This is a genomic window from Thermodiscus maritimus, from assembly GCF_055382595.1.
This window is the reverse complement of the sequence record NZ_AP042434.1, coordinates 1,015,872-1,040,490: the sequence shown is the minus strand read 5'-3', so window position 1 is coordinate 1,040,490 and position 24,619 is coordinate 1,015,872. Positions and strand designations below refer to the sequence as shown.

The following is a 24,619-nucleotide window of genomic DNA, read 5'->3' as shown; positions in this document are numbered from 1 at the left end:
CTAAGCCTCGATTAGAGCGTCGAAGATCGCGGAGCCCACCTTCTCCACAGCAAACTCCAGCCTCTCCCGCGGTAGGAAGTCCCTTGAGCCAACCCTGTTCGAAACGATGAGTACGGATGCTGCCTCGAAGCCTCTAGCCTTTGAAAGAGCGTATAAGATGGCTGTCTCCATATCTATTGCAGCGACACCCATAGCCTCTAGCCTCCTTGATAAGGACTCGTCCTCAGAATAGAAGGCGTCGCTGCAGAAGACGGGAGCTACTACCGGTTCCCGCACCCGCCTGATCTCCTCAACCAGGCGGGTAACAAGGTTTAGTGACGGAGCCATAGGAGGGATATAGCGGTCGAAGTACTGTGATAATCCACACGCTCCTATAATAGCGGAGGCAGAGTCTGCTACTATAACTGAGCCTACACTGACTCTCTCGCCTATCCCGCCGGCAGTGCCTAGTCGGACTAGCCTCTTCGCCCCCAGCATGGCTAGCTCCTCGAAAACGATCGCGGCGGATGGTGCTCCTATGCCGTGGGTTGCGATTGTTATGGGGACCCCCTTCCACCTTCCAGTATATACTAGGAGGCCCCTGTTATCATTGACGAGCCTGGCATCCTCTATCAGCTTGGAGAGAAACACTGTCCTACCAGGGTCCCCTACAACGACAACGTTCTCAGCAATCTCTCCTGGCTTAGCCTTAATGTGGACGCCCGACAACCTAATACCCTCTTTTACCCGGAGGAGGGCGTAGGATAAAATGATTGGAGGCGCTCGGCGCTTGGAGAAGCCGATTCTAGCCGTGGATATAGGAGCTACCAAGATGATCGCCGCCTTATTCTCGCCCAGGGGAGAAATGGGCGGGGCCGAGAGAGTAAGCACACCATCAAGGGGTATTGAGGAGGCCCTCGACGCCCTGGTTAGGAGGGTCCTAGGCAGAGCCGGGCTCTCTAGGGTGAGCGTTGCCGGCGTGGCTGCTCCTGGACCAATAGACTACTCTACAGGAGCAATAGTGGGGTCCCCAAACCTCGGCGAGAAGAAAGTAGAGGTTGCGAGGGTGCTCAGCAGGTACTCGGATCGTGTAGTAATAGAGAACGATGCCGTCGCCGGTGTGTGGGCCGAGAAAGTCCTCGTGGACCCCCGTCTCGAAAACGCAGTCCTAGTATCGATAGGTACAGGGATTGGCGGCGGCGTTATAGTAGATGGACGGCTCCTGCATGGAGCACGCGGCAACGCCCATGAGATAGGCCACATAGTCTTAGATGCGAGCTTAAACGCTGTATGCGGCTGCGGTGGAGTAGGCCATTGGGAGGCTATCGCCGGCGGGAGGTGGATCCCGAGAACCGCGAGGCTACTCGCCCGGAGGATGAAGGAGGAGACGATATTTTATCAACTAGCCACTTCAGGGAGCATTACTGCAGCGGACGCCTACGAGTATGCTAGGAGGGGAGACGCTTATGCAATACGGGTTGTAGATTATATTAATAGGATCCATGCGGCAGGGATAGCGAGTATCACCGCAACATATGATCCAGACATAGTATTCCTGTCGGGAGGATTATATGAAGGAAACAAGGACTTAATCCTAGAGGGGGTGAAGAGATATCTGCCCAGATTCCTTGGATTACATTCAAGGCCTGTTGTTAAGGACTCCACATTCGGAGGCCTTCAATCCCTCTACGGGGCCTATGCAATAGCTCGTAGGCCACCCAAAGTTTAGTTAATCGTGGTTCCCGAGATCTCGGCCAGATCCCGACTGGCTCCACCGACGAGTATGACCTTATGCTAGGAGAGGAGCAGATAGGATTTGGGTTCTCACGGTAATACGCGGCGACAACCTCTACACTATGGTGGCTGCTTCTTTTACTTTGATTTATAATGGTTAAGGTGAATCGGCAAAGACAGGGGGATCGTTGCTGTACATATATGGAGGCCTAACTCGTTGGGGATGCTGTTGTGGCTGATACGACGTCGCGTAAAGTGGCTGATTTTATTAGAAACGCGTACAGTGAGATGGTCGAAGAAGTATATTCTCGTGAAAAGTCAGCAGAGTACGAGCATCTCTTAATTTTTCTAAAAAAGAGCATATCACCGGTAATCCTGATGCCCCAGGAAATATACATGCCTCATGGGGAAAAGAAACGAATTATCACGGCGTTTGGTGGGGAAGTCGTTATAGAATTGAAAGAGGTTGCGTCGGATTTCGACGAGGCTTGCCATGATATAATTGATAAATATCTAACCGCGCCTGCATCTTCTAAAATAAAATTCTTTATAATAACGAACTATCATTATTGGAGGATTTATTCCATGGAAAAAACCGAGGATGGAGCCAGATTAAAAATAATCTATGATGGGGACAGGGGTCATGCTAGAGATGTGCTTAAAGCCAAGATCCTGCCTCGGGTCTCCCATAAGATCCCCCCTCACCCGGATAACATAGAGATGTTGTTCAGAGTTGACGCGGATGAAATAGTCAATAAAATAAAGAATATATTGATTTTATTAAGGGATAATGACAGAGTTAGACCATTATATGAGGCGTACAAGCAGATTATGGCTTTACTATATGGAGAAGCCAGTGAAGACTTCTACCTCGATCTATTCTCGAAGCATACATATCTGCAAGCTGTAGTCATGGCGTCCCTGTCAAGGGCACTGAACATAAACGGTAAACCGGAAGATATGTGCAGCGGGGCCATACTGGATGTTGATGTAGCATCACCTTATCTTAGATGGTGGAGAATTCTATATATTGATGAAAACCTTGCTGAATACAGAAGCATTTTTAATAGCATATTAAATAAAATTATGATCAAGGTTAACTTAATTGATTGGGAGCAGGGAGTAACAATAGACGTATTCCGATCTCTTTATGAGGCATTATTGGATCCAGAGACTAGGAGGAAAATCGGAGAATACTATACACCTATATGGATGACCCAGCTGATTCTCCGAGAATTCAATCTACGGGGCAAGATACTGTTGGATCCCTTCTGCGGGTCAGGTACATTTTTGGTAGAGGCTTTTAACAAGAAAATCGATGAGGGCGAATCACCTGATGACGCATACAATTCACTAATAGGATATGATATTAATCCTATAGCAGTCACCATAACTAGAGCCGAGCTAATAATGGCTTATTACATGAGAACAGGTAGGATACCGGGGAAACCACCGTACGTATACCATATAGATACTCTCGCAGCATGGTTCAATGGAACCTCTTCCAATCTACCAGAAGTGCAGGAGATCTCAGGATTAGCTAGAGAATACTTGGATCTCGTTGCCTTCTCCAACTTTACTGCGGGTGGGATCCGAGAGATCTTAGAACTGCTCTCTCATATAGAAGAAAGGATAGAGAGGGCAATAAGAAACTCGATAGCGGAATGCGGGATTGACGAGAAATGCCTAGCGAAGGATATTGAGACGAACCTCGCTTCAAGCCCTCCTGATAGCAGTAATCAGCTCATAAGATTATTCAATATCCATATTAATATTAAGAGCCACGACCTCTCGGAGTCACTGGCTAAGATGATCGTTAAATACGGCGGAGATTATGCGTGGGGGATGGTTTTCGCCTCAGTATACATGCAGGCCTTATCGGCTATGATGAAGCCAGATATAATAGTTACGAATCCTCCCTGGATACATATTACTGAATTTAAAACCAAATACGCGAAGAAATTGCGGAGTGTTCTCATTGATTATATCTCAAAGGTAGTTTCTTCCAGGAAAAGGCGTCAAGTGCTTTCTGGTTCGGACGTAGCTACTGCGGCTCTTGCTAAATCACTCTCTATAGCTAGTTATGGAGTCGCCTTTATAATGAATAGAGAGCAGTTATTTTACCATAAAAATCCGATGCCGTCTGGCATCCTAGCAACCTACTCTGTTATACGAAGTCTTAGAAAGGGGTACCTAAAACTTGTAGACGTTGATTTCGATGCATTTCAGCATGGTATCTTCCCATCAATTATAATAACTAGAAAGGGAAGTGGAGAAGAACTCCAGGTGCTGAAGATAAATAGCAAATATAGGGGGCAATATAGTAAAAATATGCCTCTGAACGATGATATGTTTGTGATAGAAGATTTAGAGGAGTCGTACTCGGATTATATTCGGCCGAGTCTATTGTACTTCTCAAACGACGCGAGGAGCATTTCTAAAGCATTAAACGCTCTCGAGGTTCAGCCGATGGGACTTTATATAAGGGGGACACTAGGTGGCGAGAAAAAGAAGGGTAAAACTCGTTATGCAGGCTTAACTCTAGAAGAATATTATTATAAAGATAATAAATTTATATTTAAACTTCATAATACAGAGGGATCCTTAACTGTTCCCTTAGAATGGTTGAGGCTCTATGGTATTGAAGTGTATAAGCTGGTTTATGTGGGGGAGATAGACCCTTTCAATGTGAAAACGATGCCAGAGGTATTGTTATCGAGTTTGGGAGTGGAAAAATTAAAGAATTTTCTGGAAAAAGCGGTGAAAGTGAATGAAAATAGACTAGACTTCAGAGATGTTGGGAAGATCAAGCATCTTATAAGAGAAGCTAAACAGCCACGGTCCATTAGGACGCTCGATCCAAGGTATTTCTATGTCGTCTACAGGGCGGATAGAATATTCACGGCAAGCGTGCTGAAACCAGAGGGGAAAACCATACTGCATTCTACATGTTCCGCTATTAAGTGTGATACTGAGGACAAGGCCTACTATTATGCGGCCGTGCTCAACTACCTAGTTTACAAAGTCATTGAAATGAATAGGAGGTTCATTCATCATCAATACGCGAGACCGTTAACGGCTATTATAGTGTCCAATTTGACCTGGGGAAATAATAGTATATCTGAGGAAGACAGGCGTAGAATAATCGCTCTGAGCAAGGAGTTGAGCAACTCGATTCCTATAAGGCGATATCCAAACCAGAAGTCGGCTATCATAGATATGGTCGGATATAGTGAATTTTCAGAAATAATAAATATACTAGATAAAGTGGTGGATAAAGATAGACTAAATGAAGCGCTGAGATTTGTATCTGAGAGGTAATCAAACGCTGTCTAGCTGGTTAAAGACCCCTTATCTTCAAGGGTGTCCAGTAGAAAATGGACTATTAGCAGGCTCCCTAGAGTTCAATGGACTATAAGGGGTCTTTGCTCATTTCATTATTTAACCACCAAGCAATTCTATAGTCCTCGGTAAATAACCAAGACTCGAGGAGGTTAACCTCCAGGCGCGGGAGGGTGATGCCTGTCGAAGAGGGTAATAGCATGGCTCCGCGGGGACCCGGAGTCCATAGCATGTGTTAGGAGTGTTAGGGAGCTGCTCAACGCTCAGGGTATAAGAGTGATCCTCCCCAGGGGAGACGAGTATCTTGATGCCTCGATCCTAGTGTTGCCGGTGAGGGGGTCCCCAGAGGAAGAATATTTCAGGGAGGCTATTGAGAGCTTCAATGGCCCGATGGTTCGGGAGGAAGACCCGCTTAGGGCTCTTGTATACGCGATAACATATCCGAGGAGGGGTTTCAGGAAGCTAGTCTTCGGCGTGGATCCTGGTAAAAAGTGCGGCCTCGCAGGATTAGGGGATTCGATAATAATTGCCGCGTCAAAGGTCGACTGCGATAAGCTAGGCTCTGCTATAAGGGAGCATGCTTCGCGCATCCCCGCCTGGAAGGTTGAGGTTTACGTTGGGAACGGCTACGGCTTCTCCGAGGCTGTAGACTCCCTAGCAAGGGAGGGTATAGGGTTCCGGGTTGTAGACGAGTCTGGGACCACGGGCTCGCAGGGAGTGGGTAGTGTGGCTAGGATTATTAGGGACAGAGACATAATAGCTGGGATTACAATCGCCTTACGCGGTGCCTATGGTGTCAAACGCGTTGATAGCAGCTTTTACAAGGAAGTATAAGGTTGAGTATCTGGGGGAGGTAGAGCCAATATACCGTGTAGCCAGGCTTCTAAAAGACTATGAGGCGAAAGAGAGCATACCAGCCTTCACAGTTAAGGGCACCGATACAAGGAGCGTGGGCAACCTCGTCTCCACACGGGAGAGGCTCCTTGAAGCGATAGGGGCTGAGAGTGAGGAGGAGGCCTATAAGAGGCTTCTCGAGGCAATGGAGAATCCTGGGAAGCTCACATGGGTAGGTGACCCCGGGGATTACAGGGTAGCCGGGAAGGGATTGAAGAGCCTTCCCTTCGCAAAATTCTATGAAGGTGACGGTGGCCTTTACCTCACGGCCGCCTTCATAGTAGCCTGCTGGAAGGGAGTATGCAACGCCAGCATACATAGGATGATGCTCCTAGACGAGAAGAGAGCTGCCGTTAGAATAGTTCCCCGCCACCTATACAAGCTCTACAATGATGCATTGAAGGAGAAGGGCAGGCTCCCCGTGACCGTGGTGCTGGGAGTGCACCCCGCCGTCCTCCTAGCCGTATCAACCTCCCCGGGATTCGGGAGGTTCGAGCTCGAGGTAGCATCGAAGCTCATGGGGGGGCTCGAGGTATTCCCCAGCCCCATCCACGGGAACCCTGTGCCCGTAGGAGCAGGGGCTGTAGTGGAGGGCTACCTTACGGGGGAGAGAGTTGAGGAGGGTCCCTTCGCCGACATACTCCTCCTCTATGACAGGGTTAGGCGGGAGCCCGTTCTAAGAGCTGAGAAGGTGCTCGTCTCGGATAACGACACCCACGTAATACTCTCCGGCGGGAGGGAGCACATACACCTCATGGGATTCCCACGGGAGGCGCAGATATGGGCCTCCGTCTCCAAGGTTGTGCCCCGAGTATACAAGGTTAGACTGACCCCTGGCGGTGGCGGGTGGCTTCACGCAATCATATCGATCGAGAAGAACCATGACGGGGATGGTAAAAACGCCATACTCGCCGCCTTCGCAGGGCATCCCAGCCTAAAACACGTAGTGGTGGTGGATGGCGATATAGACCCTGACGACCCTGTTATGGTGGAGTGGGCTATCGCCACCAGGTTCCAGGCCGACAGGGATCTAGTGATCATTAAGAATGCCAGGGGCTCCACTCTGGATCCTTCAGGAGGCGACGGCTTCACCTCTAAGATGGGCCTCGACGCCACGGTGCCCAGGAAGGGGGATCCGCACTTCGAGAGAGCAAAGCTACCGGGGTGACGTGTAGATTGTACCTTACAAGGATCGAGGAGAGGATCCTTTCCGGAGAGTACGGGGAGGCTAAGCAGCTGGCGTTGAAAACTATAGTTAAGGTTGGAGAGGCCCTCGGGGCAGAGAGGCTTATCCCTATAAAACACGCCCATGTATCCGGTATCTCCTATGGTACGATCGGTGACCACGGTCTAGCACTCCTGGAGGATCTTGTGGAGAAGGGGGCTCAAGTCTCGGTCCCTACAACGGTGAACCCGATAGGCTTTGACAGCGAGGATCCCTACCTGTTATCCACCGTCGGCGTTAGGGTCGACGAGGGCTTTGTTAGGGGGCAGCTGAGGATCATTAAGGCCCTCAAGGCAATGGGGGCGAAGGCGACTCTAACTTGTACACCCTACTATCTCCCAGATACAAGAAGCCTGAGTCCAGGAGACCACGTATCATGGGGCGAGTCCAGCGCCATACTCTATGGGAACACGGTGATTGGGGTGAGGACTAACAGGGAGGGGGGACCCCTAGCATTAATGTCTGCTATAGCTGGCCGCACCTATTACTGGGGCCTCCACCTGGACGAGTACAGGACTCCCAGAGTAGGCTTCAAGCTTGAATCACCCGAGCCGCTCGACGAGGTCATGGCGGGGTTGCTGGGCAAAATAGTCTCCGAAAGATACGTTGGGCTTAGACCCCCATATGTGAAGGCTAGGCTTAGAGATGAACTGGCAGTGAAGGAGATGCTCGCAGCAATAGGCGCGGCGGGGTCCCTCGCGATGATACACCTGGAGGGAGTAACCAAGCCGCCTATAGACGAGGGTAGGCTCGAGAGTGTTGAGGAGGTGGATTGGAGGGAGCTCCGCGACCTGTACGAGGAGCACAGGCCCTCCTGGAGGCCGGACATCGTCTTCTTAGGATGCCCCCATTCCCGAGCCGAGGACCTAGCGAGGCTCGCCAAGCAACTCGCCGACAAGCCTGCTCCAAGGTCAAAGATAGTTGTAACAATGTCTAGGTACGAGTACTCGCGGTTTAGGCGTGAATACCCCGACTACTACAATGTGCTGGAGAAGAAAGCGGTAGTTGTAAGGGATACCTGCCTAATAGTAGCTCCCCTAAGAGGGGAGAATGGGAGCCCCAAGATAGTGACGAACAGTTACAAGGCGTACTTCTACCTATCGAGGAAGGGGCTGCAGGTAGGACTCTCAACCATAGAGGACATGGCACAACTCATATACCAGTGAAGCGGGGTGCAGTGCGTTGGGAGTTGCGAGATTCCATGGGAGACCCCTTAACCCGGGGAGTGGTAGGGGGCCCGCTGTAGTAGAGGAGGCTTTGAGCTTCTATGGAGAAGTGGATCCGAGGACTGGGCGGACCGTTACTGGAAAGGAGCTGGCTGGGAGGGTTCTAGTCCTAGGCAGGCCCCGGGGATCGACGGTGGGCTCATACACTCTCTATGGCTTGAAATACTATTCTAGGAAGCCCCTCGCTATAATAGTAGAGTCGGAGGCGGACCCCATACTGGTGGCGGGGGCTATACTAGGGGAGATCCCCCTATACGATAGGGTTGAAGGGATCCTCGGTGTCGTCGGGGATGGGGCTATAGTATCGTTTAACGAGGAGGGAGAGATAGCGGTCTCTATCCTGGAGGAGGAGGGAGATAGCTGAGGACCCTCTCAAGGATCTCCCGTGAGACATCCCCTATACTCCTCTCTCCCCGAGAGTCTACACCCTTAACCCTAATCACGGGTACACCTTCCTCCTCCGCCCTCCGGAGTACGCCCTCATAGTTATCCCTAATCCTCTCCAACAGCTCCCTCGCCTCGTACCGCTCCCTGACAACCCCGTTCCTAGACCTAGCCTCTATCCTCCGGAGCGCAACCTCCACCGGGACTTCAATGTATACTATAAGGTTCTGAGTGGGGGACCCTACTGTTAACTATCCAAACCCATTCTGGGTCGGTGAACGCTCCCTGGTAGGCGGCGCTCGAGTACTTGTACCTGTCGCTTACAACGATATAGCCCTCCTTTTTCAATAGGGCCACGGGCTTATCTGAGGAGTGGTAGTTCCACAACCTGTCAGCGGCGAAGAGGAGCGCGAGGATATCGTGGCGCACCCTCCCCTCCCCTCTTAGGAAGGAGCGGATCAATACTCCAATAGGCCCGTTCGTAGGCTCCTTAAGGTACTCCGACCTATACCCCATTCTAGAGAGTTCCATTACTAGACGCTTCGAGTGCGTGGTAAGACCGCTGCCATCTATTCCCTCGAAGGCTATGTGAAATCCTCTACTAGCATTCAAACTCATCGGCCCCCGACAGTAGCATTAGCCTACGGCTCACCTATATGGGTCTTGGATGCTACTATATCACAGGCGGGGGACCCTCTTGGAGATAGTATTCCAACTCCTAGATGTGAGCTACGAGGTTATAGGCAAGGAGCCGGTAATAGACTTGTGGGCCAGGACTGAGGATGGGAAGAGAGCACTAATTCATGTAAAGGGGTTTAGGCCATACTTCTACGCTCTCCTCGAGGAGGGGGCCAGCGAAGAGGAAGTAGTGAGGGCTGTTAAGGCCCTCTCGAAGCCGTCGAGCCCGATAACAAGAGTAGATCCAATGGTGAAGAGGTATATCGGGAGAGAGTCTAGGACACTTAGGATCGAGACAATGATACCGGCGGCTGTTAGGGAGTATAGGGAGGCGGTATCAAGGATTCCAGGGGTAAGGGAGGTACTCGAGGCTGATATAAGGTTCTCCATGAGGTATCTCATCGACGTGAACCTCTACCCTATGAGATGGTATAGTGTTGAGGTTGAGGAGGGGAGGCTTCCGGGCCTCCGTGCTGACGCGTTCTATGTTGCTAAGGGACCCGTAGGGGAGCTGGAGGAGTATGCGAAGAGGGACCCTCTGGAAGGCCTTAGGATGATGGCCTTCGACATAGAAGTCTACAACCCGATGAGGAGCCCCGACCCGAAGAGGGACCCAGTCATTATAATAGGATATATGACCGACCGCGACTCTTCACCCACACTCCTGGTTGCTGAGAATAATAATGATAGGAGGATCATAAGCGAGTTCCGTCAGGCAATACTAGACTACGACCCCGACATTATAGTGGGGTATAATCAGAATGGGTTCGACTGGCCATACCTGGTGGAGAGAGCGAAGTACCTGGGGCTCAAGCTTGATCTGGGTAGGAAGGCGAACTCTCAGCCGCAGCCAAGCGTCTACGGGCACTACAGTATACCTGGAAGGCTGAACGTTGATCTCTACGATTTCGCCGAGGAAATGTACGAGGTGAAGATGAAGACGCTTGAAGAGGTAGCGGACTATCTCGGCGTGATGCCGAAGGATAAGAGGGTTGTGTTGGAATGGTGGGAGATCAGCGAGTACTGGGATGACCCAGAGAAGAGGAAGATACTCCTAGACTATGCAAGGGCAGACGTGCTCTCAACCTACGGATTGATATGGAAGTTCCTCCCATTCGGAGCCCAGCTCAGCCAGGTCAGCGGTATGCCAATGGACCAGGTGATGGCTGCGAGCGTCGGGTTCCGGCTGGAGTGGAGGCTGATAAGGGAGGCCAGCAAGCTGGGAGAGCTCGTCCCCAACAGGGTCGAGCGGAGGGAGGAGTCGTACACTGGAGCCATAGTGCTCAAGCCAAAGCCAGGACTCCACGAGAATATAGCTGTCCTCGACTTCGCCAGCATGTACCCCAACATAATGGTGCGGTACAATGTCGGCCCAGACACCCTCGTCAAGCCTGGCGAACCCGTTGATCCAAACAAGGTTTACAAAGCCCCAGAGGTAGGCCACATGTATAGGAAGGAGCCTCCGGGCTTCTTCAAGAAGGTTGTCGAGAAGCTCCTCACTATCAGGAAGCATATCAAGGAGGAGATGAAGAAGTACCCCGAGGGGTCACCAGATTACAATCTGCTCAACGAGAGACAGAGGGCTGTTAAGGTGCTTGCCAACGCCTCCTACGGCTACCTAGGCTGGCCCCATGCAAGATGGTATTGCAGAGAGTGTGCAGAGTCGATTACCGCATGGGGGAGGGAGCTTATAACGAGAGCTATAAGGAAGGCGAGGGAGCTGGGTCTTGACGTGATATATGGTGATACAGACAGCCTCTTCGTGACCAACAATGAGGCTAAAGTCCAACAATTAATCTCCTGGATCGAGGAGGAGCTGGGGTTCGAGGTCAAGATAGACAAGGTCTACAAGAAGGTCTTCTTCACGGAGGCTAAAAAGAGGTATGTGGGTCTCACAGTTGATGGAAAGATCGATGTGGTGGGCTTCGAGGCAGTAAGGGGTGACTGGAGCGAGCTAGCCAAGGAGACTCAGATAAGGGTGGCAGAACTAGTGTTGAAGACGGGTAACGTTGAGGACGCGGTAGAGTATGTTAGAAGGGTTATAGAGGACCTGAGGCATGGCAAGATTGACTTGAGAAAACTGGTAATATGGAAGACCCTAGCGAAGCGCCTAGAGGAATACGTGGCTGAGCAGCCGCATATAGTCGCCGCCAGAATGATGAAGCAGATGGGGATCAAGGTAGGCCCTGGCAGTAAGATAGGCTATATAGTAGTAAAGGGTAGCGGCCCCTTATCCAAGAAGGTTAAACCATACTTCATAGTAAAGCCTAGCGAGGTCGACGTGGAATACTATATTGACAAGCAGATAATACCGGCAGCGCTCAGGATACTCTCGTACTTCGGCGTCACGGAGAAAAGGTTAAAGAGCGGAGGGAGGCAGACAAGCCTCCTCGACTTCATCGGAGGCTAGGTTAAGTCGCTGAATGTGAAGAACAACACGTCTTTAGGTCTGCTAGCTAGCTTAGTCCCTGTCCTCGCCCCTATAAGGACCTTTACTCCCTTCTCAGCCGCGACATCTATGATCCTCTGAGTTATTATCCCGTCGAAGAGGACTCCATAGATCTTTCCGGGCTCAGCCTTCTGGAGCTCAGGGTAGAGATCCCGGACACTCACTCTCTTGATGGGCTTCCAGTTCTCATCGTAGAGTATCGCTTCCAGGCTCCCCTTGAGGTTCGCTATCTCATCTATAACCTCCTTAGGGATAGCGGCTATCTCAACAGGCTTCTTCTCCTCAACTACAGCGGGCTTCTCCTCAGGGGGCTTTGGCTTCTCCTCAACCTCGACTACCTTCTTTTCCTCCTCGACGGGCTTCTCCTCCTTTACCTCTTTCTTCTCCTCCACTACCACTTTCTCCTCAGCTGTAGGCTGGACTTCCTCCTTAGCCTTCTCGAGGCCGAGCTTCTTCTTGTAGGTCTCCGCTGGGACCATCTGCTCGAGCGCTTGGGCTATCTCCTTACCAGTAAGTTCTTCTACCTCCATACCCTTCGGAGCTCTAGCCACATAGTCGATCTTGGCCTGGTCGAGGAGGGTCTTGAGTATTAGTTCTCCTCCCCTGTCGCCGTCTACAAGAGCGATGGTTTTCTTCTTCTTCGAGAGGTCTACAATAGTCTTTGGTATCTTCTCCCTAGCACCTTCTAAAGCTATTGCATTGGTGTACCCGTATCTTAGAAGGTTTAACACGTCCGCGCGGCCCTCTACTACTATTATAGTGTCGGATTTATCGATGTCGGGTCCAGCGGGGAGCTTCTCGGGCCCATACTCTATTATCTTCGGCTTCTCCTCCTCTACCGCTTGAACCTCTCTCAATATCTCCTTGATGTCTGGCTCGGTCTCCTTCATCATTTTCAGTATCTCCTTGCTCCTCTTCAGCACCTGCTTTATCTTCTCGGCTCTCAGGTCCTTGATCTCCTCGATCGTGATCCTTGCATTGTAGGGTCCTATCCTGTCTACAGTCTCTATCATTGCTGCGAGAATAGCGGTTTCAACCCTATCAAGGTTGCTGGGGATCGTTATGCGCCCGAGCGTCTTCGTTCCCTGGTATCTTATCTCAACGTGGACTCTCCCTATCTTGTCCTTCTTCTGAAGCTCTTCAAGGTTGAACTCGCTTCCCAGGAGCCCTTCAGTCTGGCCAAAAATAGCCCCTATGACATCGTGCTTGTCAACCCTGCCATCCACCTCGAGCCTTGCCTTGATCAGGTATTTCACCTCGCTTCACCCCTAATCGTATTCTCACGCTATCTTTCGCAAACCCCGATCGACGCCAGCATCGTGGGGTGCGACCCCGCAGGGGGTCCTCATCTATATAGATTGTCCTGAGTGACCTCTTTTTATCTATACTTTCCATATCAGCTGCGAGGGGGATTGATTAGGATTCCGGGGTTATGTTTAACCCATAGAACCTCTCAATGGATATGATGGTTTCCCTAGTCTCTTTATCGGAGAGGAGCCTCTCCCTTATAGGCTCGAGTAGCTTCACCAGGGCTTCAGCAGTAGCTTTCTTCAGGTCTGCGGGGTGGAGTTTGCCTTCAATATAGTCTTTCTCTAGCTCCTCGTAGCTCGGGTAGACTACTGTCCCCCCATACTTTGCGGGCCTCTCTACTACTAGCTGGAAGCCGGGCTGTGGGAATAGAAGGTACTTGTTGATCTCCATGATCGGGTTGAACTCGACCTGTCTCGGGGGGCAGTAGGCTTTCCTCACCACCTCCCTTATCTTCTCCGGCGGGTAATGAACGAATATGGTGTATTCCGGCTTGCTTTTGCTCATTTTAACCATTGCCAGGATCTCATCCTTATCCTTCCCGGCAACGTCCATCCTGCCTACTCCCTTAAGCCCGGTTAGTATGGGTGTGTGTATTGCTATCGGCTTCTTGACCCCGAGCTTCTCGGCTGTATCCCTGGCCAGCATGTGGGCCTTCCTCTGATCCATCCCGCCAAGCGCTAAATCCAGGTCGAGATAGTATATGTCCGATACCTGCATCATTGGGTAGAGTAGTTTTGAAGCATCTATCTCGGCGTCCTCCGCCCGCCTCCCCATGATCGTCATGGCCCTCCTTACACGGTGGAGTGTATTCTTCTTCGCGACCCTGATGAGGAGGCCCCAGTACTCCTTATCCGAAGCCAGATCCTCGGCGTCTACGTATTTCACCATTCCAGGGCTTACTCCTATAGCCTCGAGGACAGCCCTAACTATCTTGGTAGAACTCCTAATCAGGTTGAGGTCTCCGCCAAGCTTATCGTTTATGTGAGCGTGCCATGTAGCCTCCAGGATCGTGAAGTCTACTCCAGCCTCAACTAGATCCCTCACCTTATACATCCATATGAGCCATCCTATGTGTACTAGGCCGCTCGGTTCGTAGCCAATGTATCCCTTGAGCTTCTCTCCCCTTTCAAGCTTCTCCCATAACTCCTCCCTAGTGACGACTTCCTGGGTGTTCCTCACTATCAGGTTGAATCTATCCTCGACGCTCATAGTCAACAGCTTCAGCCCCGCGGGGAGAATTCTAGGGATCTGCTTTAATTATGCTTTGTAGGAGCCTACGAGAGGAAAGGGCTTATTCCCTACTCTACTTCCTCCTCCCTCTTAGGCCAGCCAGAGAGGATTATTATGCCGGTTGCGGTGAGGAGGGAGCCTATGATTACGAAGATGATTAGTGTAAGGAGTTTCAGTATTTTTATGAAGGTCTCATCGCTCGCAACGATAACAGCGTAGGCTAGGGGTACGGCTAGGATGAAGCCTGTTAAGGCTAGAATTATCCCTGTAAGTCCTCTCTTGCCACTCATCCTGTAGGGACCCTCCAGCTGGCAACGCCACCCGAATTTATCCAGGTGCCACCTAGTTTATAGTTGTGGTGGACTAGTTTTGGCTGGTGATGGGTTGAAGAGCGCCGCTCTCCCCGTGGATCAGGCGGGTAGACAATACCACTTGGAGGTCGCGCCGGGAGATGTGGCCCGCTATGTTCTCCTCCCCGGTGATCCCGGGAGGGTTGACTTGATCTCCAGCTACTGGGATGAGAAGAGGCTTGTCGCCTACCACAGGGAGTTCAAGACTGTCACTGGCCGGTATAGGGGTGTCCCTGTTACCGCTACAAGCACTGGTATAGGGTCTCCCAGCGCTGTAATCGCGTTAGAGGAGCTCCTTCGCGTGGGTAGCGACACCTTCATACGGGTTGGCACTATGGGGGCGATCAGGAGCGATCTGCCCGTAGGGACTGTTGTGATAGGCTCGGGGGCTGTGAGGCTGGAGGGAACTAGCAGGCAGTATGTCATACCAGAGTATCCCGCCACAGCTCACTACGAGGTCATAATGGCGCTGGTGGAGGCGGCTGAGTCGCTGGGTGTAGAGTATAGGGTTGGACTGGTGGCTAGTACCGACAGCTTCTACCTTGGGCAGGGGAGGCCGGGGTATAGGGGGTACATGACGTCCTCATCATCCCAGCTGATCCCATTGCTCGCCAACGCTCGCGTGCTTGGGTTTGAGATGGAGGCGAGCGCCATAATGACGGTCTCCTCGATCTACGGTGCACGCGCTGGATGCGCTTGTGCAGTGGTAGCAAATAGAATAACTGACGAATTCATACCCGGTAGGGGCGTGGATGAAACCGTTAGAGTAGCCAATGAAGCTGTAAGGGTGTTGTCGGAGTGGGACGCTCTGAAGGAGGAGAGTGGAAGCAAGCTATTCTATCCGGGGCTGCTGCGGGGAAGACGCACGTAGCGGTCGGGAATATTAACATCGACATAAGCGTTGAGGTGGAATCGTACCCGAGAGAGGATACAACGAGCTTTGCTAAGAGGGCATGGATAGGCCCCGGTGGGGCTGCAACAAACTATGCCGTGGCAGTGGCTAGGCTTGGTCAACGAGCGATACTAGTAGCTAGGGCTGGGGACGACCTGGTCCGCCTAGGCATACTCGAGGAGCTAAGGAGGATGGGGGTTAACACGGGATACGTCTACGTCGCTAAAGGCGAGCCTCCAGGGATCGTGGTCGTTATAGTGTCGCCGAGCGGATCCTCTAGGACTATGATTACTGTTAGAGGGGCTAATGAGGGCCTCACGGGCTCCATGGTTCCAAGCCTCGGGGACGTGGTGCACTTCGCCAGTGTGAGGGGGAGGGTGGTTCTAGAAGCAGCTGAAGCCGTTAGAGGGCGCCTAGTATCCTATGATCCCGGGGGAGAAGTGTATAGGAGGCCCACCGAGATCATCCGGGCCCTGGAAAGCGGGCTAATCAAGACCTTCTACGCGAACGAGAAGGAGATCCAGGCCCTCACGGAGAGGACTGGGCGGACTATAGAAGACTTCCTAGCTGGAGGGGTAGATGCTGTAGTGGTTAAGAAGGGAAGGGGCGGGGCTAAAGCCTACTCGAGGACAGGAGTGTACGAGGTTGACCCTCCAAGGATCCCGGAGCCCGTAGACGTTACGGGCGCGGGCGACGCCTTCGACGCCGCCTTCAACACATGCACGCTAATAGGTTGCGGGCTTGAAGAGTCTCTTCGCTTCGCTGTAGCGGCGGGGGCCGCGAAGGTGCTGCGCAGGGGGAGCTCCAACATGCCAGGCCTCGAAGATATAATTGGGATTGCCGAGTAAACCACTTCTAGGAGGCTTCACTCGCTTCCTCGCGGGAGAAAGCCTCTCTGAGCTCGTTTACCTTACGCTCCGGGAGCGTGACGCCGTTCTCGCTGGAGGCTTTTACAAGTGCTTCTAGGAACTCTAAGGGCTTTACAGCCTCCCTTATCCTGCCAAGGTCTATGGTGAACACCTTGTTGGTTGTGGGGTCCAGTATCCTTATAACGTCCTTTAACCCTCCCTTGCCATCCGAAACCCTGTAGACGTCAAGCTGCCTGAGCCCCAGCTCCTCAACGATCCTCTTATAGAGGGTCAGGGTCTTCACCATACCGCATACACCAATACTTCCGGGGTGGACTCCCTTCCGCTTAAAAGGTGTTTTATCCGATACGGTGATACGTGCTTATGGAGGGCTTAATAAGGGTGACAATCGACCTCGAGCAGCTCGCGGCTGAACTCTACAAGGCTAAGAGGTATGTAACGGTAAGCGAGATCGCCAGGAGGCTCGGTGTTTCAGAGAAGACTGCTGGAAAGGTTCTAGCCAGGCTGGAGAGTCTGGGCTATGCGAGGAGATACAGTTACAGAGCCTACGAGCTGCTCCCTCCGTGGCAGGGTAGCGATGAATATACCCTTATAGCCGTGAAGGAGAGGACAGCCCATACAAGGGTCATTAACAGGTAGAAGACTCTATGAAGCCTCACGTATGCGAGGATGCTTAGAGCAACGCTTAACAACGACACCAGTATAGCGGAGACGCCCAAGAGCCTCACTCCCCTACTGCATCCCTCCGTCAATTCAATCAACCCTTTAACCCGCGACCGCTGAACTCGTAGCATTCTCGGTGGAGAATATGGAGGAGAACCTACTAGAAAAGCTGGTACGCGTGCTCTGCTCCTGCAACAGGGCATGCACGGTTCAAGAGATAGCTGATCACATTAATGGTGAGAAGATGATCGATGTGAGGAAAGCTCTGAGCGAGCTCCATAGGAGGGGAGTAGTCTCTAAGGAGCCAGATTATGAGAGGAGAAAACTGGTATTCAGGGTGAGGCCAGAGTACTGTGAGTGAGAGGCTTAGCTCTCTCGGGAGACCTCCTTAATTACCGACCCCAAGATGTCGAGGGCCTTCCAGAGCAGCTCTTCCTCTATCGTTAACGGGGGCGCTATCCTTATCGTCGAGAGCCCGGCGGCGATCACAAGCACCCCTCTCTTGAAGGACCTCGTCAGGATCTCTGCCAGCTCCTTCTTAGCAGGCTCCTTGGTATCCTTGTCCTTCACTAGCTCTACTCCTATCATGAATCCCTTGCCCCTAACGTCGCCGATGAGTTCTGCCTCAGACGCGAGGTCGTTGAAGTACTTCTTCACCTCCTCTCCCAGCCTCGCGACCCTGTCAGGTATATTGTTCTTTTTCATAAAGTCTATTACAGCGCTCATGGCTGCTAGTGCTACAGGGTTGCCTCCGAACGTGTTGGCATGGCTCCCTCTAGGGAGATCCATTACCTCTCTCTTACCGATCACAGCGCCTAGCGGGAGGCCGTTCGCGATGGCCTTAGCAGTTGCTATAAGGTCTGGCTCTACGCCCCAGTTCATTATGCCAAACCATTTACCTGTCCTCGCAAACCCAGCCTGGACCTCGTCGCTGGCGAGGAGTATGCCGTGCTCGTCGGCCAGCTTCCTCAGCTTGGGGAAGAAGTTGTCTGGTGGTACTATGTAGCCCCCCTCACCCTGTATCGGCTCAGCTATTATGAGTGAGACCTCGGTGGGGTCGACCATCTTACCGAAGATCCACTCTTCGAGGAAGCCTATCACTGCTTCTCCGCACTCTTCGGGGGTCTCTGATTTGAAGGGGCACCTGTATGGGTAGGGGTATGGTACGTGGATCACCCCAGGCACTAGTGGGGAAAAGCCCTTCCTCTGTACGGGCTTGCTTGCTGTGAGGCTCATAGCACCATAGGTCCTCCCATGGAAGGCGCCTAGGAATGCTATTACGTAGGGGCGTCTGTTCTGGAAGTGTCCTCTAGCGATCTTGAGGACTCCCTCAATGCTCTCCGCACCGCTGTTGGTGTAGAATACTTTCCCATCACTCACGGGAGATATAGAGAGGAGCTTTTCTGCTCCCTTCACCGCCTCTTCATAGTAGAAGTCGGTGAGAGAGTAGTGGATTAGCTTGTCAACCTGCTTCTTGATGGCTTCTACAACCTCCTTGTTTCGGTGGCCGGAGTTAACGACTGCAAGTCCACTATTCAAGTCGATGTAGATGTTTCCGTCTACATCCTTTACTAGTGCCCCCTCCGCCTCCTCAACTACTAGAGGATACCATCGGCTGAAGGACTGCATTATGAGCTGGTGATCCTTCTCGATGATCTCCCTCGCCCTTGGACCAGGAGGCTCCACTACTATTCTAGGTGCATCAAACACCACTGGATCCCACCGGTTGATGGGGTTCTTTTGAGAGATTAATAATAGGTTCGAGATATCCAATACTGATTTAGCTCGTTCTCATACCGTCACGTTCCACGATTCTTGGGGTAGTAGGGTTTACCGCCTAGTATGTAGCTGTAGGATCCGTCGGAGTAAACCTCCTTCTTCCATATAGGTAGGTTCGTCTTGATATTCTCTACGAGCTCTGCCAGGGCGGGGAATACCTCGCTCCTCCCCCTACCTCCAACCACTACGATCATAGTGGTGTCTCCAGGCCTCAGCTTGCCCGTGTAGTGGTATGCCGCCACGTATGTTAGCCCGTGCTTCACTGCAATATCCTTGGCGATTCTCTCTAGCTTTTCCTCGGTTATCTTGCCGGCATCTTCGTATATGAGTGCCTCTACCCTCTTCGAGTAGTTCTCCTCTCTCACGACTCCTATGAAGACTGCTACTCCCCCCAGGCTGTTCGAGGTTGTGGAGGCCTCTCTGACTAGCTCCTCAAGCGATACCTTCTCCCCTCTAGCTAGTATCCCGGTCCTTACGAGCACGTTGCCTCCTTCGGGGGGTGGCATTAGGTGGTAGGTGTTATCGTCGACTGGATCGTTGATCTCAACTCTCCTGCCTCTAGAGTCTAGTATGAGAAGGTTATCTCGACCCACAATGGCGACGGCCTCGGCAAGCCCTCGGCTGGACTCGATCGCTTTATCGACTAAGTCTCCCACACTATCTCCTCGATTAGATTCTACGATGACTTCTCTATCACCATGCATGTCACGTAGTATACTGTAGAGGATTATGCGGACCCTCAACTCCATGCACCACATCATATAACTTTCCTGGAGGCTTTTCTCTTAGCCTCTATAGCTTCCCGGAACTCGTTCAGGGTCTCCCTAGCCGCCTTTAGGATGCACTGGTCGTCGGCGTTCTCTATCAGCCTCTTGAGAAACTTGGCGGCGCACCTGCTACTATGGAAGTGGAGGACTAGGCCCCCCTTAGCTATCACGATACCTTGCCCCTCCGGGAACTTCCTGCCGCAGACCACGCACTCATAGAGCCTCTTGGCCATTCTTTTGAGCCCTCTCCGAGTATGTGGGGAGCGGTAAATTAATAAGCCATGATCGCCTCTCTCGTTGAAGGTTACCGGCTAGGCAACGAGTGTATAGAGAAGCGTATCGATGGACGGTGCCAGGGACATGGCGAGAGAAAGCGTAATGGTCGACGTGCTGGACCAGAGGGTTAACATGCTTATCGCCGAGCGAGGCTGGGGTAGCCTCACCCCGGTCCAGGAGGCGGCTCTACCCGCGATACTCGAAGGGGATAATGTATTAATCATAGCCCCTACAGGCGAGGGTAAGACAGAGGCCGCTCTACTACCAGTGCTCTCCATGATGCTCCAGTCGCAGGCTAAGCCAGTATCACTACTCTACATCACCCCCATGAAGGCGTTGATCAACGACATCTACGTGAGGATTAAGTGGTGGGCTGACAGGCTAGGCTTCAGAGTGGCGAGGAAGCACGGGGATACCAGCTCCTCCGAGCGTAATAGGAGGTTGAGGGAGAAGCCCCACATACTAATCACGACGCCGGAGAGCCTCGAGATCGACCTGGACTGGGCCTCCAAGTTCCGGAGGAGCTATAGCAACCTGAGGTGGGTCATAGTAGACGAGGTCCACGAGCTCCTCGCGAGCAAGAGGGGCGCACAGTTCGTGATCCAGCTTGAGAGACTCAGGGAGCTGGTAGGAAGCGACTTCCAAGTCATAGGATTATCGGCCACCGTGGGCGACCCAGAGTGGACGATCACACTGCTATCCGGGTCGAGCAGGAGGAGGAAGAGGATAGTCAAGCCTCCAGCCTCGAAGAAGCCAGAGATCACAGTGGTATACGCTGGAGGAGATGGTGTCAGTGATCCCTGGCTCGCGGCAGCCAAGAGGATCGTGGAGGAGGTTGAGAAGCCCTCTCTGATATTCGTTAACAGCAGGTATGTTGCGGAGAGGGTCAAGGGAGCACTCGAGGAGCTGGGAGTCAATGATGTATACGTTCACCACTCTAGCGTTGCCGCGGAGCTGAGGGAGGAGGCTGAGGAGAGGCTTAGGAGGGGCGAGCTGTCAGCAATAGTGTGTACTAAGACCCTGGAGGTCGGAATAGACGTTGGAAAGATAGCAAAGGTAATACAGGTGAAGTCGCCCGGGAGGGTTGCAAGCCTACTCCAGAGGATCGGTAGGAGCGGCCATGTTAGGGGAGGGACCCCGCGTGGAGTGATCACGGCGACGGAGCCGCTCGACCTATTAGAGTCGATAGCAGTGGCTGCACTGGCAATTGACGAGAAGGTGGAGAATACCACGATAGGAAGGGTTCCGTTAGACGTTATAGCTAGGCAGATACAGGGTATTCTCTTATCGAAGAAGAAGGCTGGCATAGATGAAGTATACGAGATCATAACTAGGAACCCGGCCGTCAAGCTCTCACGCGAGGAATACGAGGAGCTTATCTCATACATGGCTAAGCTGGGCACTATAAGAGTGGAGGATGGAAGCATAAGGCTAGGCTCGAACTTCTACAAGATCTGGAGGTTTAGGAGCGACAAGGGAGCAAGGACATGGTGGAGTAGAGACTTCAGCGAGTTCTTCTCCATGATAAACGAGAGGGATAGCTTTGTAGTCAAGTTCAATGATAAGGTGATAGGCTACATAGACTCGGTATTCGTGTACAGGCATCTTAGAACAGGCGATGCTATTAGGCTCGCGGGCGGGAGCTGGCTTATCAAGAGGATCGACGAGAACTCTGGTAAGATAGAAGTGGAGCCGAGCGATTCCCCCGCCGAGATCCCGTTATGGAGGGGTGAAGGGCCAAGGAGGAGCCCCCAGATCGCTAGAGTTATGGCTGAGATACTAAGAGATGGGATCCCCGCTACAGTTAGGGTTGGCTCCCATGAGAGCGGAATAGTAGCCGAATGGGTCAGGGAGTACGAGAAGAGGGGTATAGGTCTACCATCACCCACCAGGATCATCTATGAACAGTATAATGACGAGCACATAGTAACTTCGCTCCTAGGTAGCGGGGCCAACGAGGTCCTAGGATTAATCGTGTTCCACGAGGCGATGAAGAGGCTGGGCCTAAACGTATACTATAGGGCTTCATTCTCGGGATTCAGCGTGAAGGCTCCCGGTGTGAACCCGCTAGACATACTCTTAGAGATCGATCCAAGCCAGCTGGAGGAACTAGTGTGGGTAGCGCTGGACAAGAGCCCCTACCTCCACCAGATAGCGAGAGACATACAGTTATCCTTCGGGAAGATAGGCTCAATAGATGCTGAAGAGGACAAGCTAGTAATAGATGAGGCTAAAAGACAGATAATAGAAGAGTACCTGGACATCGACACAGCGAGGGAGTTCATCATAAGACTCCAGGCTGGAGAGGTAGAAGTAGAGACGCCGATGGGAGGAGGACTCACCCCGATAGCAAGAGAGATCCTAAGGGTCCCTCCAATCAAGCCCTGGATGCCCGACCTAGCCCGCAGGATAGCAAGGATGCTGGAAGGCTCGGCCCTCACAGTCTTCGAGCTAGCAGATATACTGGAGCTAGCCGAGAAGACGGTAGAGGCTAAGATAAAGGACATGAGGAAGCCAGACTATGGAGAGTACAGGGTAATAGGCTTCATAGATGTCGACGAGGACGACTGGAGGTGGACTCTGCTGAGAACGCTGGAGGAAGTAGTAGGAATGGAAGAGTTCGAGGCGAGCTTTAAGCCCTTCCGGGTCCGGGAGCCCCTAAGAGTCTACATAAAACCCTCCCCAGCACACAGGCCCAAAGAACTCATAGTGACTCCGGAAACCGTGATGAATAATTTTGAGAGGATAAGGCAGATGCTCCCCTCCGAACTATACAATGTAAAGATAATGAGCGCCTACAGCGAGAATAGGAAGGACGATGTGGTAGTAGTACACTACTATGTTCCAGCCGACTCCCTCAAATACCTACTCTTAAACGCGGCCAGGTATATCGAAGGAAAATACTATTACTAGCCAACACCCCTCTTCCAAGGGTGACCCGTGATTGGCAGTGAGCCGAGGAGTCTACGATGAGGCAGCCCCCCTATACAAGGCCCTCGCGAGGGCTTCTCTCAAAGCACGCGAGGACCCCGACTGGGCCTATGTCAGAGATAGGCTAGATGAGGTAACAGGGAGCTATGAGGAACTGATAAGGCTGGAGAAAAGCCTGGGCTGGAGGAACTACGAGAAATACTCTGTGACGGTAAAGCGCTTAGCGAGTTTTGATGAGAGGTGGCTGGTTCTAGAAGAGATGCTTAACTTTGAGGAGGACCTTAGAAGAGACCTAGCGGCCGCGAGGGTCGCCTACAACTATACATTAAAGACCAGGGCCGCCTCCTTTACAGCACTCCTCCTTGCAGCCATCCTGGTAGCATACCATGCTAGTAGTTTAGAACTACTCATAGCATCCCTTACCGCTACCGGCCTAGCGCTTGCAGGCCTACTACTATTACTCCACAGGCTAGCGCCGGTACCAGTTATCATAGGAGACGCCATCCTCCTATTCTCTGCATTCTCAACCACGCTACCATCAACTACCATCCTATCAATCCTTGTAGCTGTAATAGCAACAGTGCTCGCATCCCCTCTGCCGGCGGCGTTATACAGGATGATAACACCTAGGGGGTCACGAGTTGCCGGTAGACGCCTATAGCATAGCAGCCTGGCTGAAGGGAGTTAACCCTATATTAGCAACGCTCCTAGTATCCCTCCTACCCGTCGTAGAGCCCAGGTACGGGGTCGTGATAGGAGTAACCCTCTACGGGGCAAGCCTCTTCGAAGCCCTAGCATCCTCGATCGCCGCACTCCTCATATTATCAATCCTCCTCACAACAACGATCGATAAGATACTGGATTCTGGAAAGAACGGGCGCCTCTCCCGTATAAGCTTAGTTAAGAAGCTGGTCACATGGGTGGAGGAGCGGAGTAAGAGTAAGGCGTCAGGGCTGGTTGAGAGGTACGGGTGGCTAGGACTCATACTATTCGTAGCAGTACCGCTACCGTTAACGGGGGTCTATACTGGAGCGGTAGCGGGACTCCTACTTGGGATTAGAGGGAAAAAACTATTCTATGCCCTCCTAATCGGGGGCGGCTTGAGCCTCCTAATTACAGGATTGAGTATTGGGCTAGCGGTTTAGTGGGATGGTTACTCTACTACCTTTATCTCCTTCCTAGCCTCCCAGAGCCCGTGGAGGTTGCAGTAGCTGATAGCGTAGAGGGTCCCGCTCTTCTGCAGGGTTACAGCCACGCTGGCCTCGGCGACCGTGTACTCGGGCTCCCAGACTATCTTGGCTACCCTGACCGGGTTGAAGGGCCTGCCCTCCTCGTAGAACCATAGCTCGACATACCTTATCGAGTGGTGGGTCTTCATCTCGTGTGGGCCGACAGTTATCTTTACGGTGAAGGGTTCTCCCTTCTTAACGGTATCGGGTGCCTCGATCTTGGGAGTGTGGGTTTCAGCCTTGGAGATGGCCTGTCCACTAGCCTCTTCCGGAGTGTATATTAGGTCTCCGAACTTCGACATGCTAGTTCACCATATAATATATGATTGAGGGGGGAGTTAAAGGTTAGCATCAATATTCTGTAGTGCAGAGTATAGGCTCACCAAGCGTTATTAACATGGTATCACCGGG

At 52.1% G+C, this 24,619-nt stretch carries 25 protein-coding genes; 14 read left to right on the top strand and 11 right to left on the bottom strand.

The window, feature by feature from the left end; genetic code table 11:
• Positions 1-708, bottom strand: coding sequence for a phosphorylase family protein (locus ACZ47H_RS05645; RefSeq protein WP_464932721.1), 708 nt, complete (start codon positions 706-708; stop codon positions 1-3).
• Between the two features lie 40 nt (positions 709-748).
• Between ACZ47H_RS05645 and ACZ47H_RS05640 the strand changes: the two genes are divergently transcribed.
• The 6 genes from ACZ47H_RS05640 to ACZ47H_RS05615 all read left to right on the top strand — a co-directional run bounded on the left by ACZ47H_RS05640 (position 749) and on the right by ACZ47H_RS05615 (position 8,764).
• Positions 749-1,708 (top strand): ROK family protein, encoded by a 960-nt coding sequence (locus ACZ47H_RS05640; protein WP_464932719.1) that lies wholly within the window; start codon positions 749-751, stop codon positions 1,706-1,708.
• Between the two features lie 236 nt (positions 1,709-1,944).
• The gene (locus ACZ47H_RS05635) at positions 1,945-5,034 is read left to right on the top strand and encodes an N-6 DNA methylase (RefSeq protein ID WP_464932718.1); all 3,090 of its coding nucleotides are present in this window, start codon (positions 1,945-1,947) and stop codon (positions 5,032-5,034) included.
• A 297-nt stretch (positions 5,035-5,331) separates the two neighbouring features.
• Positions 5,332-5,889, top strand: a complete 558-nt coding sequence (locus tag ACZ47H_RS05630) for a hypothetical protein (protein ID WP_464932717.1) — start codon at positions 5,332-5,334, stop codon at positions 5,887-5,889.
• The gene (locus ACZ47H_RS05625; protein WP_464932716.1) at positions 5,861-7,117 is read left to right on the top strand and encodes a UbiD family decarboxylase; all 1,257 of its coding nucleotides are present in this window, start codon (positions 5,861-5,863) and stop codon (positions 7,115-7,117) included. Before ACZ47H_RS05630 ends, ACZ47H_RS05625 begins: the two co-directional genes overlap by 29 nt.
• A gap of 8 nt (positions 7,118-7,125) precedes the next feature.
• A complete protein-coding gene (locus ACZ47H_RS05620; RefSeq protein ID WP_464932715.1) occupies positions 7,126-8,340 on the top strand; it encodes an aconitase X catalytic domain-containing protein in 1,215 nt (404 codons plus the stop codon).
• A 16-nt stretch (positions 8,341-8,356) separates the two neighbouring features.
• On the top strand, positions 8,357-8,764 hold the full coding sequence (locus tag ACZ47H_RS05615; protein WP_464932714.1) for an aconitase X swivel domain-containing protein: 408 nt from the start codon (positions 8,357-8,359) through the stop codon (positions 8,762-8,764).
• Here the strand turns inward: ACZ47H_RS05615 and ACZ47H_RS05610 are convergent.
• Together ACZ47H_RS05610 and tmk are read right to left on the bottom strand one after the other, a co-directional pair.
• The gene (locus tag ACZ47H_RS05610) at positions 8,736-8,984 is read right to left on the bottom strand and encodes a hypothetical protein (protein ID WP_464932713.1); all 249 of its coding nucleotides are present in this window, start codon (positions 8,982-8,984) and stop codon (positions 8,736-8,738) included. The two genes, ACZ47H_RS05615 and ACZ47H_RS05610, sit on opposite strands and share 29 nt — an antisense overlap.
• Before the next feature lie 7 nt (positions 8,985-8,991).
• The gene (gene tmk, locus ACZ47H_RS05605; RefSeq protein ID WP_464932712.1) at positions 8,992-9,396 is read right to left on the bottom strand and encodes a dTMP kinase; all 405 of its coding nucleotides are present in this window, start codon (positions 9,394-9,396) and stop codon (positions 8,992-8,994) included.
• 55 nt (positions 9,397-9,451) lie between these two features.
• Here tmk and ACZ47H_RS05600 point away from each other — a divergent pair, with 55 nt between their 5' ends.
• The gene (locus ACZ47H_RS05600; RefSeq protein ID WP_464932711.1) at positions 9,452-11,872 is read left to right on the top strand and encodes a DNA-directed DNA polymerase; all 2,421 of its coding nucleotides are present in this window, start codon (positions 9,452-9,454) and stop codon (positions 11,870-11,872) included.
• On the opposite strand, the gene dnaG is transcribed toward ACZ47H_RS05600, so the two are convergent.
• The 3 genes from dnaG to ACZ47H_RS05585 form a co-directional block, all read right to left on the bottom strand.
• Complete coding sequence (dnaG, locus tag ACZ47H_RS05595; protein WP_464932710.1) at positions 11,869-13,167, bottom strand: DNA primase DnaG; 1,299 nt, start codon at positions 13,165-13,167, stop codon at positions 11,869-11,871. The two genes, ACZ47H_RS05600 and dnaG, sit on opposite strands and share 4 nt — an antisense overlap.
• Positions 13,168-13,327: 160 nt before the next feature.
• Positions 13,328-14,431, bottom strand: coding sequence for a tyrosine--tRNA ligase (locus ACZ47H_RS05590; RefSeq protein WP_464933956.1), 1,104 nt, complete (start codon positions 14,429-14,431; stop codon positions 13,328-13,330).
• 89 nt (positions 14,432-14,520) lie between these two features.
• Positions 14,521-14,742 carry a hypothetical protein gene (locus ACZ47H_RS05585; protein ID WP_464932709.1) on the bottom strand — a complete coding sequence of 74 codons (222 nt, stop codon included), beginning with the start codon at positions 14,740-14,742 and terminating at the stop codon, positions 14,521-14,523.
• A gap of 79 nt (positions 14,743-14,821) precedes the next feature.
• Between ACZ47H_RS05585 and udp the strand changes: the two genes are divergently transcribed.
• Both udp and ACZ47H_RS05575 read left to right on the top strand, forming a co-directional pair.
• Positions 14,822-15,673: a uridine phosphorylase gene (gene udp / locus ACZ47H_RS05580; RefSeq protein ID WP_464932708.1), complete on the top strand. Its 852-nt coding sequence runs from the start codon at positions 14,822-14,824 to the stop codon at positions 15,671-15,673.
• Positions 15,601-16,542 carry a carbohydrate kinase family protein gene (locus ACZ47H_RS05575; protein ID WP_464932707.1) on the top strand — a complete coding sequence of 314 codons (942 nt, stop codon included), beginning with the start codon at positions 15,601-15,603 and terminating at the stop codon, positions 16,540-16,542. Before udp ends, ACZ47H_RS05575 begins: the two co-directional genes overlap by 73 nt.
• 7 nt (positions 16,543-16,549) lie before the next feature.
• Here ACZ47H_RS05575 and ACZ47H_RS05570 read toward each other — a convergent pair whose 3' ends face one another.
• Positions 16,550-16,849 carry a hypothetical protein gene (locus tag ACZ47H_RS05570; protein ID WP_464932706.1) on the bottom strand — a complete coding sequence of 100 codons (300 nt, stop codon included), beginning with the start codon at positions 16,847-16,849 and terminating at the stop codon, positions 16,550-16,552.
• A gap of 77 nt (positions 16,850-16,926) precedes the next feature.
• Between ACZ47H_RS05570 and ACZ47H_RS05565 the strand changes: the two genes are divergently transcribed.
• Complete coding sequence (locus ACZ47H_RS05565; RefSeq protein ID WP_464932705.1) at positions 16,927-17,202, top strand: HTH domain-containing protein; 276 nt, start codon at positions 16,927-16,929, stop codon at positions 17,200-17,202.
• A gap of 169 nt (positions 17,203-17,371) precedes the next feature.
• On the top strand, positions 17,372-17,587 hold the full coding sequence (locus ACZ47H_RS05560; RefSeq protein ID WP_464932704.1) for a hypothetical protein: 216 nt from the start codon (positions 17,372-17,374) through the stop codon (positions 17,585-17,587).
• A 5-nt stretch (positions 17,588-17,592) separates the two neighbouring features.
• On the opposite strand, the gene ACZ47H_RS05555 is transcribed toward ACZ47H_RS05560, so the two are convergent.
• From ACZ47H_RS05555 to ACZ47H_RS05545, 3 genes are all read right to left on the bottom strand, one after another.
• Positions 17,593-18,939 carry an acetyl ornithine aminotransferase family protein gene (locus ACZ47H_RS05555; RefSeq protein ID WP_464932703.1) on the bottom strand — a complete coding sequence of 449 codons (1,347 nt, stop codon included), beginning with the start codon at positions 18,937-18,939 and terminating at the stop codon, positions 17,593-17,595.
• Between the two features lie 86 nt (positions 18,940-19,025).
• A complete protein-coding gene (locus tag ACZ47H_RS05550; RefSeq protein ID WP_464932702.1) occupies positions 19,026-19,748 on the bottom strand; it encodes a molybdenum cofactor biosynthesis protein in 723 nt (240 codons plus the stop codon).
• A 14-nt stretch (positions 19,749-19,762) separates the two neighbouring features.
• Positions 19,763-20,005 (bottom strand): eL24 family ribosomal protein, encoded by a 243-nt coding sequence (locus ACZ47H_RS05545; RefSeq protein WP_464932701.1) that lies wholly within the window; start codon positions 20,003-20,005, stop codon positions 19,763-19,765.
• A gap of 127 nt (positions 20,006-20,132) precedes the next feature.
• Here ACZ47H_RS05545 and ACZ47H_RS05540 point away from each other — a divergent pair, with 127 nt between their 5' ends.
• The 3 genes from ACZ47H_RS05540 to ACZ47H_RS05530 are packed head-to-tail and all read left to right on the top strand — an operon-like array spanning position 20,133 to position 24,124.
• Positions 20,133-22,961, top strand: coding sequence for a DEAD/DEAH box helicase (locus ACZ47H_RS05540; protein WP_464932700.1), 2,829 nt, complete (start codon positions 20,133-20,135; stop codon positions 22,959-22,961).
• 31 nt (positions 22,962-22,992) lie between these two features.
• Positions 22,993-23,640: a hypothetical protein gene (locus ACZ47H_RS05535; RefSeq protein ID WP_464932699.1), complete on the top strand. Its 648-nt coding sequence runs from the start codon at positions 22,993-22,995 to the stop codon at positions 23,638-23,640.
• Positions 23,621-24,124: a small multi-drug export protein gene (locus tag ACZ47H_RS05530; RefSeq protein WP_464932698.1), complete on the top strand. Its 504-nt coding sequence runs from the start codon at positions 23,621-23,623 to the stop codon at positions 24,122-24,124. Before ACZ47H_RS05535 ends, ACZ47H_RS05530 begins: the two co-directional genes overlap by 20 nt.
• 8 nt (positions 24,125-24,132) lie before the next feature.
• Here the strand turns inward: ACZ47H_RS05530 and ACZ47H_RS05525 are convergent, their stop codons facing one another.
• On the bottom strand, positions 24,133-24,510 hold the full coding sequence (locus tag ACZ47H_RS05525) for a class II SORL domain-containing protein (protein ID WP_464932697.1): 378 nt from the start codon (positions 24,508-24,510) through the stop codon (positions 24,133-24,135).
• Positions 24,511-24,619 lie beyond the last annotated feature (109 nt).

What these genes read in the sequence shown, in the direction of transcription:
- ACZ47H_RS05640 (WP_464932719.1), top strand. Translation starts at nt 749, where the DNA reads ATGATTGGAGGCGCTCGGCGCTTGGAGAAGCCGATTCTAGCCGTGGAT.
- ACZ47H_RS05600 (WP_464932711.1), top strand. Translation starts at nt 9,452, where the DNA reads ATGCTACTATATCACAGGCGGGGGACCCTCTTGGAGATAGTATTCCAA.
- ACZ47H_RS05590 (WP_464933956.1), bottom strand. Translation starts at nt 14,431, where the DNA reads ATGAGCGTCGAGGATAGATTCAACCTGATAGTGAGGAACACCCAGGAA.
- ACZ47H_RS05585 (WP_464932709.1), bottom strand. Translation starts at nt 14,742, where the DNA reads ATGAGTGGCAAGAGAGGACTTACAGGGATAATTCTAGCCTTAACAGGC.
- ACZ47H_RS05570 (WP_464932706.1), bottom strand. Translation starts at nt 16,849, where the DNA reads ATGGTGAAGACCCTGACCCTCTATAAGAGGATCGTTGAGGAGCTGGGG.
- ACZ47H_RS05565 (WP_464932705.1), top strand. Translation starts at nt 16,927, where the DNA reads ATGGAGGGCTTAATAAGGGTGACAATCGACCTCGAGCAGCTCGCGGCT.
- ACZ47H_RS05560 (WP_464932704.1), top strand. Translation starts at nt 17,372, where the DNA reads ATGGAGGAGAACCTACTAGAAAAGCTGGTACGCGTGCTCTGCTCCTGC.
- ACZ47H_RS05545 (WP_464932701.1), bottom strand. Translation starts at nt 20,005, where the DNA reads ATGGCCAAGAGGCTCTATGAGTGCGTGGTCTGCGGCAGGAAGTTCCCG.
- ACZ47H_RS05540 (WP_464932700.1), top strand. Translation starts at nt 20,133, where the DNA reads ATGGCGAGAGAAAGCGTAATGGTCGACGTGCTGGACCAGAGGGTTAAC.
- ACZ47H_RS05525 (WP_464932697.1), bottom strand. Translation starts at nt 24,510, where the DNA reads ATGTCGAAGTTCGGAGACCTAATATACACTCCGGAAGAGGCTAGTGGA.